15 protein-coding genes are annotated in these 14,586 nt (G+C 71.5%); 4 read left to right on the forward strand and 11 right to left on the reverse strand.

The genetic code is table 11. From position 1 onward, the window contains the following. Positions 1–30: 30 nt before the first annotated feature. Genes iolD through ACZ61C_RS26700 form a run of 8 tightly spaced genes read right to left on the reverse strand, consistent with a single transcriptional unit; the run spans position 31 to position 8,267 of the window. Entirely contained in the window at positions 31–1,866 is a 1,836-nt protein-coding gene (gene iolD, locus ACZ61C_RS26665) for a 3D-(3,5/4)-trihydroxycyclohexane-1,2-dione acylhydrolase (decyclizing) (RefSeq protein WP_465310545.1), read from the reverse strand. Beyond that, positions 1,863–2,753, reverse strand: coding sequence for a 5-deoxy-glucuronate isomerase (gene iolB / locus ACZ61C_RS26670; RefSeq protein ID WP_465310546.1), 891 nt, complete (start codon positions 2,751–2,753; stop codon positions 1,863–1,865). Before iolB ends, iolD begins: the two co-directional genes overlap by 4 nt. Then, complete coding sequence (locus ACZ61C_RS26675) at positions 2,750–3,640, reverse strand: Cgl0159 family (beta/alpha)8-fold protein (protein ID WP_465310547.1); 891 nt, start codon at positions 3,638–3,640, stop codon at positions 2,750–2,752. Before ACZ61C_RS26675 ends, iolB begins: the two co-directional genes overlap by 4 nt. Next, positions 3,637–4,566, reverse strand: a complete 930-nt coding sequence (gene iolC / locus ACZ61C_RS26680; RefSeq protein ID WP_465310548.1) for a 5-dehydro-2-deoxygluconokinase — start codon at positions 4,564–4,566, stop codon at positions 3,637–3,639. Before iolC ends, ACZ61C_RS26675 begins: the two co-directional genes overlap by 4 nt. Then, a complete protein-coding gene (locus tag ACZ61C_RS26685; RefSeq protein WP_465310549.1) occupies positions 4,563–5,333 on the reverse strand; it encodes an ATP-binding cassette domain-containing protein in 771 nt (256 codons plus the stop codon). Before ACZ61C_RS26685 ends, iolC begins: the two co-directional genes overlap by 4 nt. After that, complete coding sequence (locus ACZ61C_RS26690) at positions 5,330–6,373, reverse strand: ABC transporter permease (protein ID WP_465310550.1); 1,044 nt, start codon at positions 6,371–6,373, stop codon at positions 5,330–5,332. The genes ACZ61C_RS26685 and ACZ61C_RS26690 overlap by 4 nt, the downstream gene beginning before the upstream one ends. Continuing rightward, positions 6,373–7,368: a sugar ABC transporter substrate-binding protein gene (locus ACZ61C_RS26695; RefSeq protein WP_465310551.1), complete on the reverse strand. Its 996-nt coding sequence runs from the start codon at positions 7,366–7,368 to the stop codon at positions 6,373–6,375. Before ACZ61C_RS26695 ends, ACZ61C_RS26690 begins: the two co-directional genes overlap by 1 nt. Before the next feature lie 20 nt (positions 7,369–7,388). After that, a complete protein-coding gene (locus ACZ61C_RS26700; RefSeq protein WP_465310552.1) occupies positions 7,389–8,267 on the reverse strand; it encodes a TIM barrel protein in 879 nt (292 codons plus the stop codon). Positions 8,268–8,390: 123 nt separating this feature from the next. On the opposite strand from ACZ61C_RS26700, the gene ACZ61C_RS26705 reads away from it, so the two are divergent. Then, the gene (locus tag ACZ61C_RS26705) at positions 8,391–9,407 is read left to right on the forward strand and encodes a LacI family DNA-binding transcriptional regulator (RefSeq protein WP_465310553.1); all 1,017 of its coding nucleotides are present in this window, start codon (positions 8,391–8,393) and stop codon (positions 9,405–9,407) included. Next, the gene (locus ACZ61C_RS26710; protein WP_465310554.1) at positions 9,404–10,402 is read left to right on the forward strand and encodes a Gfo/Idh/MocA family protein; all 999 of its coding nucleotides are present in this window, start codon (positions 9,404–9,406) and stop codon (positions 10,400–10,402) included. Before ACZ61C_RS26705 ends, ACZ61C_RS26710 begins: the two co-directional genes overlap by 4 nt. A 93-nt stretch (positions 10,403–10,495) precedes the next feature. On the opposite strand, the gene ACZ61C_RS26715 is transcribed toward ACZ61C_RS26710, so the two are convergent. Next, positions 10,496–11,098 carry a TetR/AcrR family transcriptional regulator gene (locus ACZ61C_RS26715; RefSeq protein WP_465310555.1) on the reverse strand — a complete coding sequence of 201 codons (603 nt, stop codon included), beginning with the start codon at positions 11,096–11,098 and terminating at the stop codon, positions 10,496–10,498. A 61-nt stretch (positions 11,099–11,159) separates the two neighbouring features. On the opposite strand from ACZ61C_RS26715, the gene ACZ61C_RS26720 reads away from it, so the two are divergent. Together ACZ61C_RS26720 and ACZ61C_RS26725 are read left to right on the forward strand one after the other, a co-directional pair. Then, on the forward strand, positions 11,160–11,663 hold the full coding sequence (locus tag ACZ61C_RS26720; RefSeq protein ID WP_465310556.1) for an SRPBCC family protein: 504 nt from the start codon (positions 11,160–11,162) through the stop codon (positions 11,661–11,663). After that, positions 11,660–12,133 carry a GNAT family N-acetyltransferase gene (locus tag ACZ61C_RS26725; protein WP_465310557.1) on the forward strand — a complete coding sequence of 158 codons (474 nt, stop codon included), beginning with the start codon at positions 11,660–11,662 and terminating at the stop codon, positions 12,131–12,133. Before ACZ61C_RS26720 ends, ACZ61C_RS26725 begins: the two co-directional genes overlap by 4 nt. Before the next feature lie 53 nt (positions 12,134–12,186). Here the strand turns inward: ACZ61C_RS26725 and ACZ61C_RS26730 are convergent, their stop codons facing one another. Continuing rightward, positions 12,187–12,525 carry a hypothetical protein gene (locus tag ACZ61C_RS26730; protein WP_465310558.1) on the reverse strand — a complete coding sequence of 113 codons (339 nt, stop codon included), beginning with the start codon at positions 12,523–12,525 and terminating at the stop codon, positions 12,187–12,189. Between the two features lie 33 nt (positions 12,526–12,558). Further along, positions 12,559–14,400: an asparagine synthase (glutamine-hydrolyzing) gene (asnB, locus tag ACZ61C_RS26735; RefSeq protein WP_465310559.1), complete on the reverse strand. Its 1,842-nt coding sequence runs from the start codon at positions 14,398–14,400 to the stop codon at positions 12,559–12,561. Positions 14,401–14,586 lie beyond the last annotated feature (186 nt).

Genomic DNA, 14,586 nt, shown 5'->3' on the forward strand with positions numbered 1-14,586 from the left:
GGAAAACGGGGGGCGCCCCCGCGGCGCCGGTCAGGACCCGAGATAACGCACCTGATCGCCTTTCCCGCGCTCGTAGTCCCCTCGTCCGGCGAGGTGCTCCGGCACCCCGACCTCCCACCAGGCCCCGGCTTCGGTCCACGCCGACGGCTGCGTCTTCACCACAACGACGGCCGGCCGCTGCTCGGCCACTGCGGCCTCGCGAGCGCGCGCGTACGCCACCCGCAGGTCCTCGACCGAACTGGCCGGGAAAACCGTGCAGCCCAACGACTCCGCGTGCCGGGCGAAGTCGACTCGCGGCGGTGAAGCGTGCGAAGTCGTGCAGTCGGCGTAGAAGTTGTTGAACGGCTTCCCGCCCTGACCCTCCTGGAGCCGTGCGATCACCGCGTACCCGTCGTTGTCGCAGACGACCGCGACGAACGGATGTCCCGCGAAAGCGGCCGAGAACAGCTCCGAGTTCAGCATCAGGTACGAGCCGTCGCCGAGCAGGGTGGTCACCAGGCCCGGGTGGGCGATCGCCGCGCCCCAGGCGCCGGACAGTTCGTAGCCCATGCAGGAAAACCCGTACTCGACGTCCATCGAGACCGAACCGGACCCGCGCCAGCCGCCGATCAGCTCGCCCGGCATCCCGCCGGACGCCGTCATCACGTAGTCGTCCGCTTCGGAAAGGTCGTTCACCACTCCGACGACCTGGGCGTACGACGGCACTTCGAAGGCCGCGGTCCGCAGCGAGTCGACGTGCGTGTCCCACTTCGCGCGTTCCGCCGTGGCGCGGGCGGTCCACGACGGGTCGACCCGCCAGCTCTCCAGCTGCGCGCCGAGGTCCGCCAAGCCGGCGTCGGCGTCCCCGACCACTGCGAGCGCGCCGTGCTTCACCGCGTCGAAGCGGGCCGCGTTGAGCGTGAGCAGGCGGACGTCGGGGGCGAAGACCGTCCACGACGCCGTGGTGAAGTCCTGCAGCCGGGTGCCGACCGCGAGCACGACGTCGGCCGAAGCCGCCAGGACGTTCGCCGACGTCGAGCCGGTGATCCCGAGCGGTCCGGCGTTCAGCGGGTGCTCGTGCGGCACCAGCGTGCGGCCCGCGGTCGTCTCGGTGACGGGGATCCCGTGCCGCTCGGCGAAGTCGAGGGCGCGCCGCCCGGCGCCGGAGTAGCGGACACCGCCGCCCAGCACCAGCAGCGGCCGCCGGGACGACCGCAGGACCCCTGCCGCCTCGGTGACCGCGCGGCGGTCCGGGCGCGGGCGCAGGAGGCGGTGGGTCACCGGGGCGAAGAGCGACTCAGGGAAGTCGAACGTCTCCGCCTGGACGTCCTGCGGCAGCGCCAGGGTCACCGGGCCGGTGTCGGCGGGGTCCGTGAGCACCCGCGCGACCTGCGGCAACGTCGAGAGCAGCTGCTCGGGCCGGGTGATCCGGTCGAAGTAGCGCGAGACCGCGCGGAAGGCGTCGTTGACCGTCGCGGTCGCGTCGCCGAAGTTCTCCACCTGCTGCAGCACCGGGTCCGGCGCGCGGCCGGCGAACGTGTCGCCCGGCAGCAGCAGCACCGGCAGCCGGTTCGCGTGCGCGACCCCGGCCGCGGTGACCATGTTGAGCGCGCCCGGCCCGATCGACGACGTCACGACGCCGACCTGCCGCCGGTGCGTCGCCTTCGCGTAGCCGACCGCCGCGAGGGCCATGCCCTGCTCGGTGTGCCCGCGCCAGACGGGGATCTCGCCGCGGTGCTCTTCCAGCGCCGTCCCGAGACCGAGCACGTTGCCGTGCCCGAAGATCGCGAAGACGCCGGGGAACAGCGGGACCTCCTGGCCGTCGAGCGTTTCCGAACGCTGCGCGAGGAGCCAGCGGACCAGCGCCTGAGCCGTGGTCAGCTTCATCGGACCCGCCCTTCGTGGCTGGTCACCGGGCATCGCGGGTCGAGGTCCTGCGTCTCCCAGGTGTCCCGGACCCAGCCGTGCGCCGGGTCGTCGCAGAACGCCATGGACCGCTCGTCCGCCGGTCCGGCCAGGACGTTCAGGTAGTACATCGGGTACCCCGGCGCCGACACGCACGGCCCGTGGTAACCCCGCGGGATGAGGAAGACGTCGTGGTCGCGCACGGCGACGTCCTCGTCGAGGTCACCGTCCGCGGTGTAGGTCCGGTGCAGGCCGAAGCCTTCGCGCGACGGCGTCACGCCGTCCCGGCCCGCGATCCGGAAGTAGTAGATCTCCTCGTTGACGACCTCGCACTCGCTCGCCTCGTCGTGCTTGTGCGGCGGGTAGGACGACCAGTTGCCGCCCGGCGTGATCAGCTCGCACGCGTTGAGCTTGTCGGCGTGGTCCCACACCCCGGGAACCCCGAAGTTGGTCACCTGCCGGGTCGCCTGCCCGGCGCCGCGCACCTCGACCGGCACGTCCTCGGCCGGGCCGTACTTCGGTGCCAGCCGGCGGGTGCAGCGAGCCATCGGCAGCGCCGCCTGCGCGCCGGTCTCGGAAGTCAGCTCGACCTCGGCGTCGCGGGGGACGTAGACGAAGTCCGTGACCCGGGTGAACACCGACTCACGCCCTTCCAGCTCGAACTCCTCGCCGTCGACGCGGACCGTGAGCGAGCCGGACAGCGGGAGCACGAACGCCTCGAACTCGCCGGTCACGACCGTGCGCGGGAGCCGGGTGCCGATCCGGAGCACCCGCAGGCCCGTGTACGTCCAGCCCGCCGAGTCCGGGGTCAGGCGGACCGGGTCGGCGTCGTCGGAAAGTGTCCCGAGTGGACGGTGCAGATGGCTCACTTCGCGGCCTCCAGAACCTTCGCGGCGGCGTCGACCGCCGCACCGACGTCACCGCCGGGCGGGTAGAGCAGCGTGCGGCCGACCACCAGGCCGCGCACGACGTCGTGGCGCAGCGTCCGGCCCCAGGAGGCCAGGTCGGCGGCCGGGTCGCCGGAGGGCACCCCGCCGAGCACGACCACCGGCAGGGTCGTCGCGCCGAGCACCGCGGCCGAGTCGGTCGGGGGCAGCTTCAGCCAGGTGTGCGCCGACGTCGTGCCGAGGCCGGAAGCCACCGTGACCGCCCGCGCCAGGGACGCGGGATCCGTCTGCAGGACCAGCTTCCCGGCTTCACGTGTGTACGGCAGGGGTTCCACCATCGCCACCAGCCCGTACGCGGCCAGCTCGGTGACGGCGTCGGCGCAGGCCTGCAGCGTCGGGACGGTGCCCGGGTCGGAGTCGACGAGCCGCAGCAGCATCTTGCCGCCGTCGAGCCCGCCGTCGACCAGGGTGCGCGCGTCGTAGCCGGTGAACCGGTCGTCGATCTCCCAGTCCGCGCCGGCCAGGCCGCCGCGGTTCATCGAGCCGAACACGACCTTGTCGTGCAGCGCGCCGAGCAGCAGCAGCTCCTCGACGACGTCGGGGGTGCCGAGCAGGCCGTCGACCGCCGGGTTGGCCAGCGCGACGAGCAGCCGTTCGAGCAGGGTCCGCCGGTCGGCCATGGCGAGGGGGTCCTCGCCGACACCCAGCGCCCCTCGTGCCGGGTGGTCGGCCGCGACCAGGAACAGGGTCCCGTGGTCGGACAGCAGCTTCGAACGGCGCCTGCGGGTCGCGTACGCCTGGCGGATCGCGCCGGGGTCGGTGGCCCGGGTGCGCAGGAGTTCTTTCCAGCGCTCGTCGGTGAGGATCACAGCAGCTCCTCGATCTCGGCGGCGGTCGGCATGGCGTCGGCGCAGGCGAGCCGGGACGCCACCAGCGCGCCCGCCGCGTTGGCGTACTCCGCGAGGCGGACCGGGTCCCAGCCGGACAGCAGGCCGTGGACCAGCGCCCCGCCGAAGCCGTCGCCGGCGCCGAGGCCGCAGACGACTTCGACGCGTTGGGGCGGGACGGTCCAGCGGCCGTCCGCGGTGGCCACGAGGACGCCGTCGGCGCCCTTCTTGATCACGGCCAGCCGGAGCCCGCGTTCGAGCATCCGGTCGGCCGCGGTGTCCGGGTCGGCGGTGCCGACGGCGACCTCGGCTTCGGTGCGGTTGCCGACCGCGACGGTGACGTGGTCGAGCAGCGCGCCGATCTCCTCCCGCGCTTCCCCGGCCGACGACCAGAACATCGGCCGGTAGTCGAGGTCCAGCACGGTGTGCTCGCGGCGGCCCCGGGTTTCGAGGATCTTCCGCTGGGTCGTCCGCGCCGGCTCGACGGACACCCCGGTGCCGGTGACCCACAGCAGCGGCACGGACTCGACGACGTCCCACGGCACGTCCTCGTCGGTGAGCGTGAGGTCCGGGGCGATGGGGGAGCGGTAGAACAGCAGCGGCGGGTCCGCGGGCGGGTTGAGCTCGCAGAACACCACCGGCGTCTGCAGGTCCGGCGACGTGCCCACGTGGGCCGAGGACACGCCGAAGCCTTCGAGCGCTTGCCGCACGTAGTCGCCGAAGCCGTCCGGACCGACCTTGGTCAGCACCGCCGTGGACCGGCCGAGCCGCGCGGCGGCGACCGCGACGTTGGTCGCGGTCCCGCCGAGCGACTTGGCGAACGTGCTGACGCCGGCCAGCGGCACACCGCTCTGTTCCGGATAGAGGTCGACGCCCACCCGGCCGATCGTCAGCGCCTCGAGACTCACGCCTTCTCCACCTGCCGCAGTTCGTGTTCGAGGGCTTCCAGCTCCGCACCGCCCGCCATCTGCCGGGTCAGCTCGTTGATGTCGATGTCCTTCTTCTCGTACGACCCGAGCGGCGCACCCCGCTTGAGCAGCAGGAACCGGTCGGCGACCGGGAAGGCGTGGTGCGGGTTGTGCGTGATCAGCACGACGCCCAGCCCGCGGTCCCGCGCCTGCGCGACGTACTTGAGCACGACACCGGCCTGCTTGACACCGAGAGCGGCGGTCGGTTCGTCGAGGATCAGCACCTTCGCGCCGAAGTACACCGCCCGCGCGATGGCGACGCACTGGCGTTCACCGCCCGAGAGCGTCCCGACCGGCTGCTCGACGTCCCGCAGGTCGATGCCCATGTCGGACAGCGCCTGCTTGGTCGTCTCGCGGCCCTTGCGCCGGTCCAGCATCCCGAACCTGTTCGTCGGCTCGGAGCCGAGGAAGAAGTTCCGCCAGACGCTCATCAGCGGCACCACGGCGAGGTCCTGGTAGACGGTCGCGATGCCGTGGTCGAGCGCCTCGCGCGGCGAGGTGAGCCGCACCGGCTGCCCGTCGATGAGGAACTCGCCGCGGTCGTGCTGGTGCACGCCGGCCAGGATCTTGATCAGCGTGGACTTCCCGGCGCCGTTGTCGCCGAGCACGCAGGTCACCTCGCCCGCGTTGACCACAGTGGACACGTCGCGCAGCGCGATCACGCTGCCGTAGGTCTTCCCGATGTCGCGGACTTCGATGAGGCTCATCGGCGTACCCTTTCCGCGCGGCGCCGGAAGGCGTTGTTCACCAGGACCGCGGCCAGCAGCATGATGCCGAGGAACAGCATGAACCAGTCGCTGTTCCACTGCGCGAACACGATGCCCTGGCGCGCCATGCCGAAGATCAGCGCGCCGATCGCCGCGCCCACCGCCGAGCCGAACCCGCCGGTGAGCAGGCAGCCGCCGATCACCGCGGCGATGATGTACTGGAACTCCAGCCCGATGCCCTGGTTCGCCTGCACACTGGCGAAGCGCAGGATGTTGATCGAGCCGACCAGCCACGCGCCCAGCGCGGTGCCCATGAACAGCAGGATCTTCGTGCGCACCACCGGCACGCCGACCGAGCGGGCCGACACCTGCGACCCGCCTACCGCGAAGATCCAGTTGCCGAACCGGGTCCGCACCAGCAGCCACGCGGCGATCGCCGTCACGACGATCCACCACACGATCGACGACTGGAACTCCGTGCCGCCGATGTCGAACGTCGACGCGAACAGCCCGCCGGCCGACTCGTAGCCGCTCGCCGAGCGCATCCCCGACACCTGGACGGTGTCGGTGACCAGCCGCGTCACGCCGAGGTTCAGCCCCTGCAGGGCCAGGAACGACCCCAGCGTGACGATGAAGCTGGGCAGCCCGGTCTTCATCACCAGCCAGCCGTTGAACGCCCCGACACCGAGGGCGAAGGCGAGCGAGAACAGCAGCGCGAGCCAGACGTTCCAGCCCGCCTGCGTCGCCAGGATCGCCGTGACGAGCGACGTCGACGCCGTCATCACGCCCGCGGACAGGTCGAACTCGCCGCCGACCATGAGCAGCGCGACCACGACGGCCATGATGCCCAGCGTCGAGGAGTCGTCGAGCCAGGTCGCCACGCCCAGCGGGCTGAGGAACTGGCCGGTGACGACGGAGAAGAACACGAACACGAGCACGGCGCCGAGCAGCGCGCCGATCTCGGGCCGCACGACCAGCCGGTCGGTGACGCTCTTCTTCGCGACGCGTTCGTCGGGTTCGGTCTGGATCGCCGCCGTCATCAGCGGGTGCCGCGCTGCGCGTACGGGGCCACGGTGTCGATGTTGGTCTTGTCGACGAAGCCCGGGCCGGTCTGCACCGGCTTGCCGCCGCCGATGGTGTTGCCGTTCTCCTTGTACAGCTTGAGGAAGACGATCGGCAGGTAGCCCTGCTCGTACTGCTGCTGGTCGACGGCGAAGAGGATCGTGCCGGCCTTGATGGCCGCGACGACGTCGGCGTTCAGGTCGAACGTCGCCACCTGCGCCTTCGAGCTCGCCTCCTTCGCCGCGTCGACCGCGCGGGCCGCGACCTGCGAGTTCAGCGCCAGCACCGCGTCGATCGACGGGTCGGACTGCAGCGCGCCGCGGATCCGGGCCTGCGCGTCGGTCGGGTTGGAGATGTCGACCTGCAGTGTCGAGACGGTGCCGAAGGTCTGCTTCGCGCCGTCACAGCGCTGGTTCTGGCCGATGTTGCCGGCCTCGTGGATGACGCACAGCAGCTTCGTCTTGCCCGCCGCCTTGAGCCGCTGGCCGGCGCCCTGGCCGGCGAGGCCCTCGCTCTGGCCGACGTGCGCGATCGCGCCGAACTGCGCGCTGGAGTCCTCGCCGGAGTTGATCGTGACGACCGGGATGCCGGCCTTGACCGCGTTCTGGATCGACGTCTGCAGGGCCTGCGGGTTCGCCATCGACACGACCAGGCCGCCGACCTTCTGCGCGACGGCGTTGTCGATCAGCCGGGCCTGGGCGCCGGGGTCGCCGTCGGCGAAGTAGTCGACGCCGATGTTCAGGTCCTTGCCCGCCTGCTCGGCGCCGTTCTTCACGACGTTCCAGAAGGCGTCACCGGCGGTGCCGTGCGTGACGACGGCGACCTTGAACGGGCCGCCGGTGCTCGGCGCGGCGGCGGCCGACGAGCCGGTGCTGCCGGCCGAGTTGTCGGCGCTCGGGCCGCTGCAGGCGGACAGGACCAGCCCGGCGGCGGCGATCGCCGCCACGCCGGCCAGCTTCTTGAGAGAGAACACAGTCACTCCTTTGGGACCGATTAGAGGGAGTCGATGATCTTCGCGAGGTGGGCCAGGCTGCGCTCGGTGTCCCGCCGCGGCAGGTCGTCGGGGCTCGAGCCGCCGAGGGCGGTGTCCTGTTCGAGGACGTACCAGCCGTCGTAGCCGGCCGCCTGGACGGAGCGCACCATCGACGCCACGTCCACGTCGCCTTCGCCGAGCGGGGTGTAGATGCCCCGCCCGACCGCGTCGGTGTAGGCCAGCCGCCCGCCGCGGACCTCGGCGGCCAGGTCCTCTCGGACGTCCTTCAGATGCACGTGCCCCACCCGTTCGGGAAAGCGCTTCGCGAGCTCGACCGGATCCGTCCCGCCGATCATCAGGTGCCCGGTGTCGAGGCACAACCCGAGATCGGAGCCGGCGAGGAAGCGCTCGACCTCCGCCTGCTGCTCCACGTGCGTCCCGACGTGGGGGTGCAGCACCGTGCGCAGGCCATGGCCGGCTGCGATGTCGCGGATCTTCCCGGCGGTGTCGACGAGCGTCGCCCACTCGGCGTCGGTGAGCTTCGGGCGTTCGTCGTACCCCTCGAGCCCGGTCGCGGCGGCGAGCACGAGGACGTCACCCCCGCACGCGGCGAACAGCGCGGCGGACTCCTCAGCCTCCTTCAGCGCCTCCGCCTGGTTTTCGTGCAGGACGACGGCGAGGAAGCCGCCGACGAGCGTCAGGCCGTGCTGCCCGAGCAGCTCCCGCAGCTCCGCCGGCTCGCGGGGGAGGTACCCGGGCGGGCCCAGCTCCGTCGCCTGGACGCCCAGCGCGGCCATCTCGCCGAGCACGGTCGCCGCGTCGAGCACCCGACCCCATCCGGGGACTTCGCAGACGCCCCAGGAGATCGGGGCGGCGGCGACACGGATCTTCACTGTCATAGGGACGACTCCGTTGCTCTGATCGGGTGCGTTGGAGCGCTCTATTGATTAGAGCGCTCTAATCTTGTAGCGTCCGTCACACCAAGTCAAGGACGAGTTTTCGGTGATCAGGGGAGGTGCCGCATGCGTCCGACCATGGAGGACGTCGCCGCGAAGGCGGGGGTTTCGCGCGCGCTGGTCTCCCTGGTGATGCGGAATTCACCGAAGGTCTCCGCCGCCCGCCGCGCCGCCGTCCTGCGCGCGGCGGAGGAGCTCGGCTACCAGCCGCACGTGATGGCGCGGTCGCTGGCGAGCCGCACGTCCACCGTGCTCGGCGTGATGGTCAACGACCTGCGAAACGCCTTCTTCGCCGACATCGTCGAGGAGCTGGACAGCGCCGCGCAGGCCGCGGGCTTCGACCTCGTCCTCAACACCGGCGGCCGCAGTCCCACGCGCGAATGGAACGCCCTGCACAACCTCCTTTCCTTCCGTCCGGCGGGGATCATCCTGCTGTCGCCGGTCGTGCCGGCCTCGGCGATCCAGGTCGCGGCCCGGCAGTGCCCGGTCGTGCTGGTCTCGCGGACGACCCGGTCGTCCACAGTGGACACCGTGAACGACGACGGCGAGGCGGGCTCCGCGCTGGCCGTCGAGCACCTGGTCGGCCTCGGCCACCGGCGCATCGCGCACCTCGACGGCGGCGGCGCGGCGGGGGCGGCGCAGCGGCGTCGCGGCTTCGAGTCGGCCATGCGGGGGCACGGGCTGGAGCCGATCGTCGTGCGCAGCGAGCACACCGACGTCGGGGGTGAGAACGCCGTGCGGGAGCTGCTCGCCGCGTACTCGCGCGCCGACCTGCCGACAGGGCTGGTCTCCGGCAACGACTTCAACGCCGTGGGCGCGATCTCGGCGCTGGAGGAAGCCGGGCTGCGCGTGCCGGAGGACGTGTCGGTCGTCGGGTACGACAACACCTCGCTCGCCGCGCTGCGGCACCTTTCCCTGACCACGGTGGACCAGCCGCGCAAGGACATGGCGCGGCTGGCGTTCGCCGCGCTGATCGAACGGGTCCGCGGGGAGCGCACGGAGCCGGTCCGGCATCTGCTGCACCCGTCGCTGGTGGTCCGGGCGACCACCACCGGAGTTTCGTCTACAGGAGGGTCACGATGAGGTTGGGACTGGCGGGCACCGGCCGGATCGGCACCGCGCACGCGGAGACGCTGAGGGGCTTCGAGGAGGTCGAGTCGGTCGTGGTGGCCGACGTCGACACCGCGCGCGCGGCCTCGGCCGCGGCGAAGCTCGGGGTCGAAGCCACCTCCCTCGACGAGCTGTTCACGTCGGGGCTCGACGGCCTGGTCGTCACGGCTGCGACCGACGCGCACCCGGGCCTGATCATCGCGGCGGTCGACGCCGGGCTGCCGGTGTTCTGCGAGAAGCCGGTCGCCGCGGACATCCCCGGCACCCTGGCGGTGATCGACCGCATCGGCGCGTCCGACGTCCAGGTCCAGATCGGCTTCCAGCGCCGCTTCGACGCGGGGTACGCGGCGGCGCGGGCGGCGGTCGCGTCCGGCGAGCTGGGCTGGCTGCACACGCTGCGCGCGACGACGTTCGACCCGGCGCCCCCGCCGGCGGAGTACGTGGCGCACTCGGGCGGGCTCTTCCGCGACTGCGGGGTCCACGACTTCGACGTCATCCGCTGGGTCAGCGGCCGCGAGGTCGAGGAGGTCTACGCGATCGGCGCCAACCGCGGCGAGGCGTTCTTCGCCGACGCGGGCGACGTCGACACGGCGGCGGCGACCCTGACCCTCGACGACGGCACCTTGGCGACGGTGTCCCTGACCCGCTACAACGGCGCAGGGTACGACGTCCGGCTGGAGGCGCTCGGGTCGCTCACGGGGGTGGTGGTCGGCCTGGACGACCGTGCGCCGCTGCGGTCGGTCGAGCCGGGGGTGCCGCCGCTGCCGGGACCGCCGTACCCGGGGTTCATGGAGCGCTTCCGTCCGGCGTACACCACGGAGCTGCGAGCGTTCCTCGACGTCGTCGCCGGTCGGGCGCCTTCGCCGTGCGTTGCCGCGGATGCGCTCGAAGCGTTTTACATCGCCGAAGCGTGCGAGGTGTCCCGTCGTGAACGGCGTCCGGTGAAACTGGCGGAAGTCAGGCGCTGACCCGCGTGACTGAAGCCGGATCTCGCGTGATCAGAGCCGGAACTCGCGTGATGGGAGCCGTTACGTCCCCCATCACGCGAGTTACGGCCTCAATCACGCGAGATCCGGTTTCAGCCACGGGCCGAGGAGCTTGCGGACGCTTCGTTCGACCAGCGTGACGGCCTTCGGCGGGGGAGTGCGGCCGTCGGTGAGGTAGCGGTGGACCACCGCGCGGGGGACCTCGACCAGGGCGAGCACCACGTCCTCGTCGGTGCAGCCGGTGAGGGGCGGCAGGGTCCGGGTCGCCTGCTTGAGTGCCGCGCGCAGCTCTTCCTCGTCCTTGGCCACCGCCTTCGCGGCCTCCGGTGACCAGTCGGCGGGGCCGAAGGCCTGCTTGCCGGCGTCGCAGACGCGGGCGCCTTCGGGGTGTTTGCGGGACCAGTGGACAACGCTGGTCGCGGCCGCCACCGCCGCGTCGACCGTCGCCGCGTCGCCGAGCGCGTCGGTGAACGTGTCCTGGAAGTCGCGGACCGTGCGGCGCCAGAGCTCCGCCAGCAGCGCGGGCCGGTCCGGGAAGCGGTGGTAGATCGAGCCGTTCGGCGCGCCCGCCGCCTTCGCGGTGGCGGCCATGGTGACGGCGCGGGCGCCGCCGGCGGCGAAGAGCGCGGTGGCGGCGTCGAGGAACTGCGCTGTGGTGTGCGTCGCGGGGCGGCCCATGTTGTAGAGACTATGCTCTAATAGGTTATGGAGGACAGTCTCTAGAATCGAGGGTTCGGCCATGGTCCGCAACGTCCACACCCGGCGGTTTCCGGTCTCGGAAGACCGGCTGGTTTCCCTGCTCGACACACTCGGCACCCCGCACGACCGGCTCTGGCCGGTGGCGGACTGGCCGCCGACCCGCCTCGACGGCCCCCGCGTCCCGGGCACGACGGCGGGCCACGGCCCGGTCCGCTACGTCGTGGAGGAGACCTCGCCCACGCGGCTGCGGTGCCGGTTCACAGCTCCGCGAGGCGTAACGGGCCACCACGAGTTCACGATCACCGGCGGTCATTTGACGCACGTCCTCGAAGCGTCCCTGCACGGCCCGGCCCGGCTGACCTGGCCGGTGTTGTTCCGCCCGCTGCACGACGTGCTGCTGGAAGGCCTGCTGGACCGGGCGGAGCAGGAGCTGACCGGGCGGGTCGACCGGCCGGTGCGGTGGTCGGCCTACGTCCGCTTCCTGCGGGCGCTGGGCAAAATCGGGTCGCGGGTCCGGCCGCCGGCGGCGAAACTCCGAGCATGACTCTGCTGACCCCGCTCGACGAACCCGCCTTGGCGCGGCTGCTCGAAGCCGCCGTGGCCGGAGCGGATCCCCTCGAGGTGATGCCGCCGGTCGACGGCCCGCCCGGCTGGACCGACGCCCGCCGCACGGCCTTCCTGGCGTTCCACCGCCGCCGGTCCCTGGACCCGGCTACGGCGGTGGAGCGCACGTGGGTGGTCGAGGTCGACGGCGCGGCGGCCGGCGCCGCGCGGCTGCAGCGCCACGGGGACGCGGTGGAAGCGGGCCTCTGGCTGAGCCGCGAGTGCCGGGGCCGGGGCGTCGGCCGCGAAGTGCTGACGCTGCTCCTGGCCGAAGCCCGCTCGACGGACGCGGCGAGGTTCGTGGCCTCGACCACGACGGACAACCATGGAGCCCGGGCGTTGCTGGGTGCGCTCGGCGCGAAGCTCACGACCGCCGGGGGCGAGGTGGCCGCGGACTTGTGGCTGGGCTGAGCCGGGCTATCGCCGTGGGCGAGGCTGCGGACCTGCGGCTGGCCTGACCCGGACTACGGCCGGGGACGAGGCCGCGAACCTTCGGCTGGCCTGACCCGGGCCGGCCGCAGCCGCGGCAGGATCTCGGTGCGCACGTACTCGTGGGCGTCGCGGGTCGGCAGGATGTGCGGCCCCTGGACCCACACGACCCCGTGCCGCACCGCCGCGGCCGTCAGGCGTTCCCGCAGCGGACCCACCACACCCGCGCCCAGCACCAGCGCGTCGACCACGCCGAGCCGGGCCAACGCCGCTTCTTCCGAAACGACGCCGTCCGCGGCAAGACCTGCCGCGGACAGCGCCGTCGTCACCCTCGAGACCGTGGCCGGGTTGCGGCCGAACAGGAGCACCTTCATGCCCCCAGGCTCACACCTCGAGGGCGGTTGAGGTCAAGACAGTTCGAGCGTGGGCTGGTACATCTCGATCCAGTGGTACAGGTCGAGCACCCGGTCCAGGCCGATGCGCATGGCCGGGTCCATGGTCGCCGAGTCCACTTCGGACGCGCGGTGCGCCCAGCCGCGGTCGACCAGGCCGAACACCTCGTGCTTCGGCTCGGCCAGCACCTCCTTGACCTGCTGCTGCAACGCCGCCGCGTAGCCCGGGTCCTGCGTCGACGGGTACGGGCTCTTCACCCGCTGGGCCACCGACTCCGGCAGGACGTGCTTGGTCGCGTGCCGCAGGAGGCTCTTCTCGCGGCCGTCGAACGTCTTCAGCGACCACGGCGTGTTGTACACGTACTCGACCAGCCGGTGGTCGCAGAACGGCACGCGGACCTCCAGGCCCACCGCCATCGACGCGCGGTCCTTGCGGTCGAGCAGCATCCGCACGAACCGGGTCAGGTGCAGGTTGCAGATCGTCCGCATCCGCGCCTCGAGCGCGGACTCGCCGTCGAGGTGCTCCACCGAAGCGACCGCGGAGGAGTACTGGTCCGCGACGTAGGCCTCGACGTCGAGGTTCTTCACCAGCTCCGGCGTGTACAGCGACGCCCGCTCGTTCATCATCGAGTTGCGGAACGCCAGCCACGGGAACGTGTCGGCGTTGACGGCCTTCTCGTCGTGGAACCAGCGGTAACCGCCGAACACCTCGTCGGCCGACTCGCCGGACAGGGCCACCGTCGACTGGCCGCGGATCGCCTTGAACAGCAGGTACAGCGAGGTGTCCATGTCGCCGAGGCCGGCCGGGATGTCGCGGGCCCGCAGCACCGCGTGCCGGACCTCGGGGTCGGTCAGGTCACCCGGGTTGAGCATGACGTCTTCGTGCGCCGAGTTGACCAAAGACGCGACGTCCCGCACGAACGGCGAGTCCGCCGTGTCGCGCATCTCGTCGGGCTTGAAGTTCTCCTCCTGGCCGAAGAAGTCGACGGAGAACGTCCGCAGCTGCTCGCCCTGCTCGGCAAGCCGCGCGGCCGCGAGCCCGGTGACGGCGCTGGAGTCGAGGCCGCCGGAAAGCAGCACGCACCGCGGGACGTCGGCGACGAGCTGGCGGTTGACGATGTCGGTCATCAGCTCGCGGACGCGGCCGACCGTCGTCTCCTGGTCGTCGGTGTGCTTCTTCGCGTCCAGCTTCCAGTAGGTGCGGGTCTTGATGCCCTCACGCGACACGGTGACGATCGTGCCCGGCTGGACCTCTTCCATGTCCTTCCACAGCGACCAGCCCGGCCGCTTGGTGAAGCCGGCCAGCTCGCGGAAGCCGTCGAGGTCGACGACCTTCTTCGCCAGCGGGTTCGCCAGGATGGCCTTCGGCTCGGAGCCGAACAGCACGCCGTCGCGCGTCGGGTAGTAGTAGAACGGCTTGATGCCCATCCGGTCGCGGATCATCACGAGCCGGTCGTCGCGCTCGTCCCAGATCGCGAACGCGTACATGCCGTTGAGGTGGTCGACGACCGCGTCGCCCCACTGCAGGTAGCCGTGCAGCACCACTTCGGTGTCGCTGTCGGTCTCCCACTTGTGACCGAGCTTGGTCAGCTCTTCCTTCAGCTCGGTGAAGTTGTAGGCCTCACCGCTGTAGACCATCGCGACGTCGCCGTTCGGCGTGTGCACGGACATCGGCTGACGGCCACCGGGCAGGTCGATGATCGCGAGCCGCCGGTGCCCCAGCGCGACGTTCCGGCGGACCCAGGTGCCCTCGTCGTCCGGGCCGCGGCAGGACATGGTCGCGGTCATCGCGTCGACCACGTCCTGGCGGCGGGTGAGGTCGGCGTCGTAGGAAACCCAGCCGGCGATACCGCACATAGGTGATCCCCTCTCCCAAATATTGCTTAGCCGATACAACTATCGGTAACACAGGTGTAACACGGGTCGAAGATCTTGTCTGCCCGAATTGCACGTTCCGCACTTGTTCGGTCACACGGTGTGTCGTGAGTCACTGACCAACTGCATACAGTGATTAATCGGCAAACGTTTGCGTGACCGGCGCCA

Source organism: Amycolatopsis sp. NPDC104587 (assembly GCF_055583645.1).

What these genes read in the sequence shown, in the direction of transcription:
- ACZ61C_RS26730 (WP_465310558.1), bottom strand. Translation starts at nt 12,525, where the DNA reads ATGAAGGTGCTCCTGTTCGGCCGCAACCCGGCCACGGTCTCGAGGGTG.
- ACZ61C_RS26715 (WP_465310555.1), bottom strand. Translation starts at nt 11,098, where the DNA reads ATGGGCCGCCCCGCGACGCACACCACAGCGCAGTTCCTCGACGCCGCC.
- ACZ61C_RS26705 (WP_465310553.1), top strand. Translation starts at nt 8,391, where the DNA reads ATGCGTCCGACCATGGAGGACGTCGCCGCGAAGGCGGGGGTTTCGCGC.
- asnB (WP_465310559.1), bottom strand. Translation starts at nt 14,400, where the DNA reads ATGTGCGGTATCGCCGGCTGGGTTTCCTACGACGCCGACCTCACCCGC.
- ACZ61C_RS26700 (WP_465310552.1), bottom strand. Translation starts at nt 8,267, where the DNA reads ATGACAGTGAAGATCCGTGTCGCCGCCGCCCCGATCTCCTGGGGCGTC.
- ACZ61C_RS26710 (WP_465310554.1), top strand. Translation starts at nt 9,404, where the DNA reads ATGAGGTTGGGACTGGCGGGCACCGGCCGGATCGGCACCGCGCACGCG.
- ACZ61C_RS26725 (WP_465310557.1), top strand. Translation starts at nt 11,660, where the DNA reads ATGACTCTGCTGACCCCGCTCGACGAACCCGCCTTGGCGCGGCTGCTC.
- ACZ61C_RS26685 (WP_465310549.1), bottom strand. Translation starts at nt 5,333, where the DNA reads ATGAGCCTCATCGAAGTCCGCGACATCGGGAAGACCTACGGCAGCGTG.
- iolD (WP_465310545.1), bottom strand. Translation starts at nt 1,866, where the DNA reads ATGAAGCTGACCACGGCTCAGGCGCTGGTCCGCTGGCTCCTCGCGCAG.
- ACZ61C_RS26690 (WP_465310550.1), bottom strand. Translation starts at nt 6,373, where the DNA reads ATGACGGCGGCGATCCAGACCGAACCCGACGAACGCGTCGCGAAGAAG.
- ACZ61C_RS26720 (WP_465310556.1), top strand. Translation starts at nt 11,160, where the DNA reads ATGGTCCGCAACGTCCACACCCGGCGGTTTCCGGTCTCGGAAGACCGG.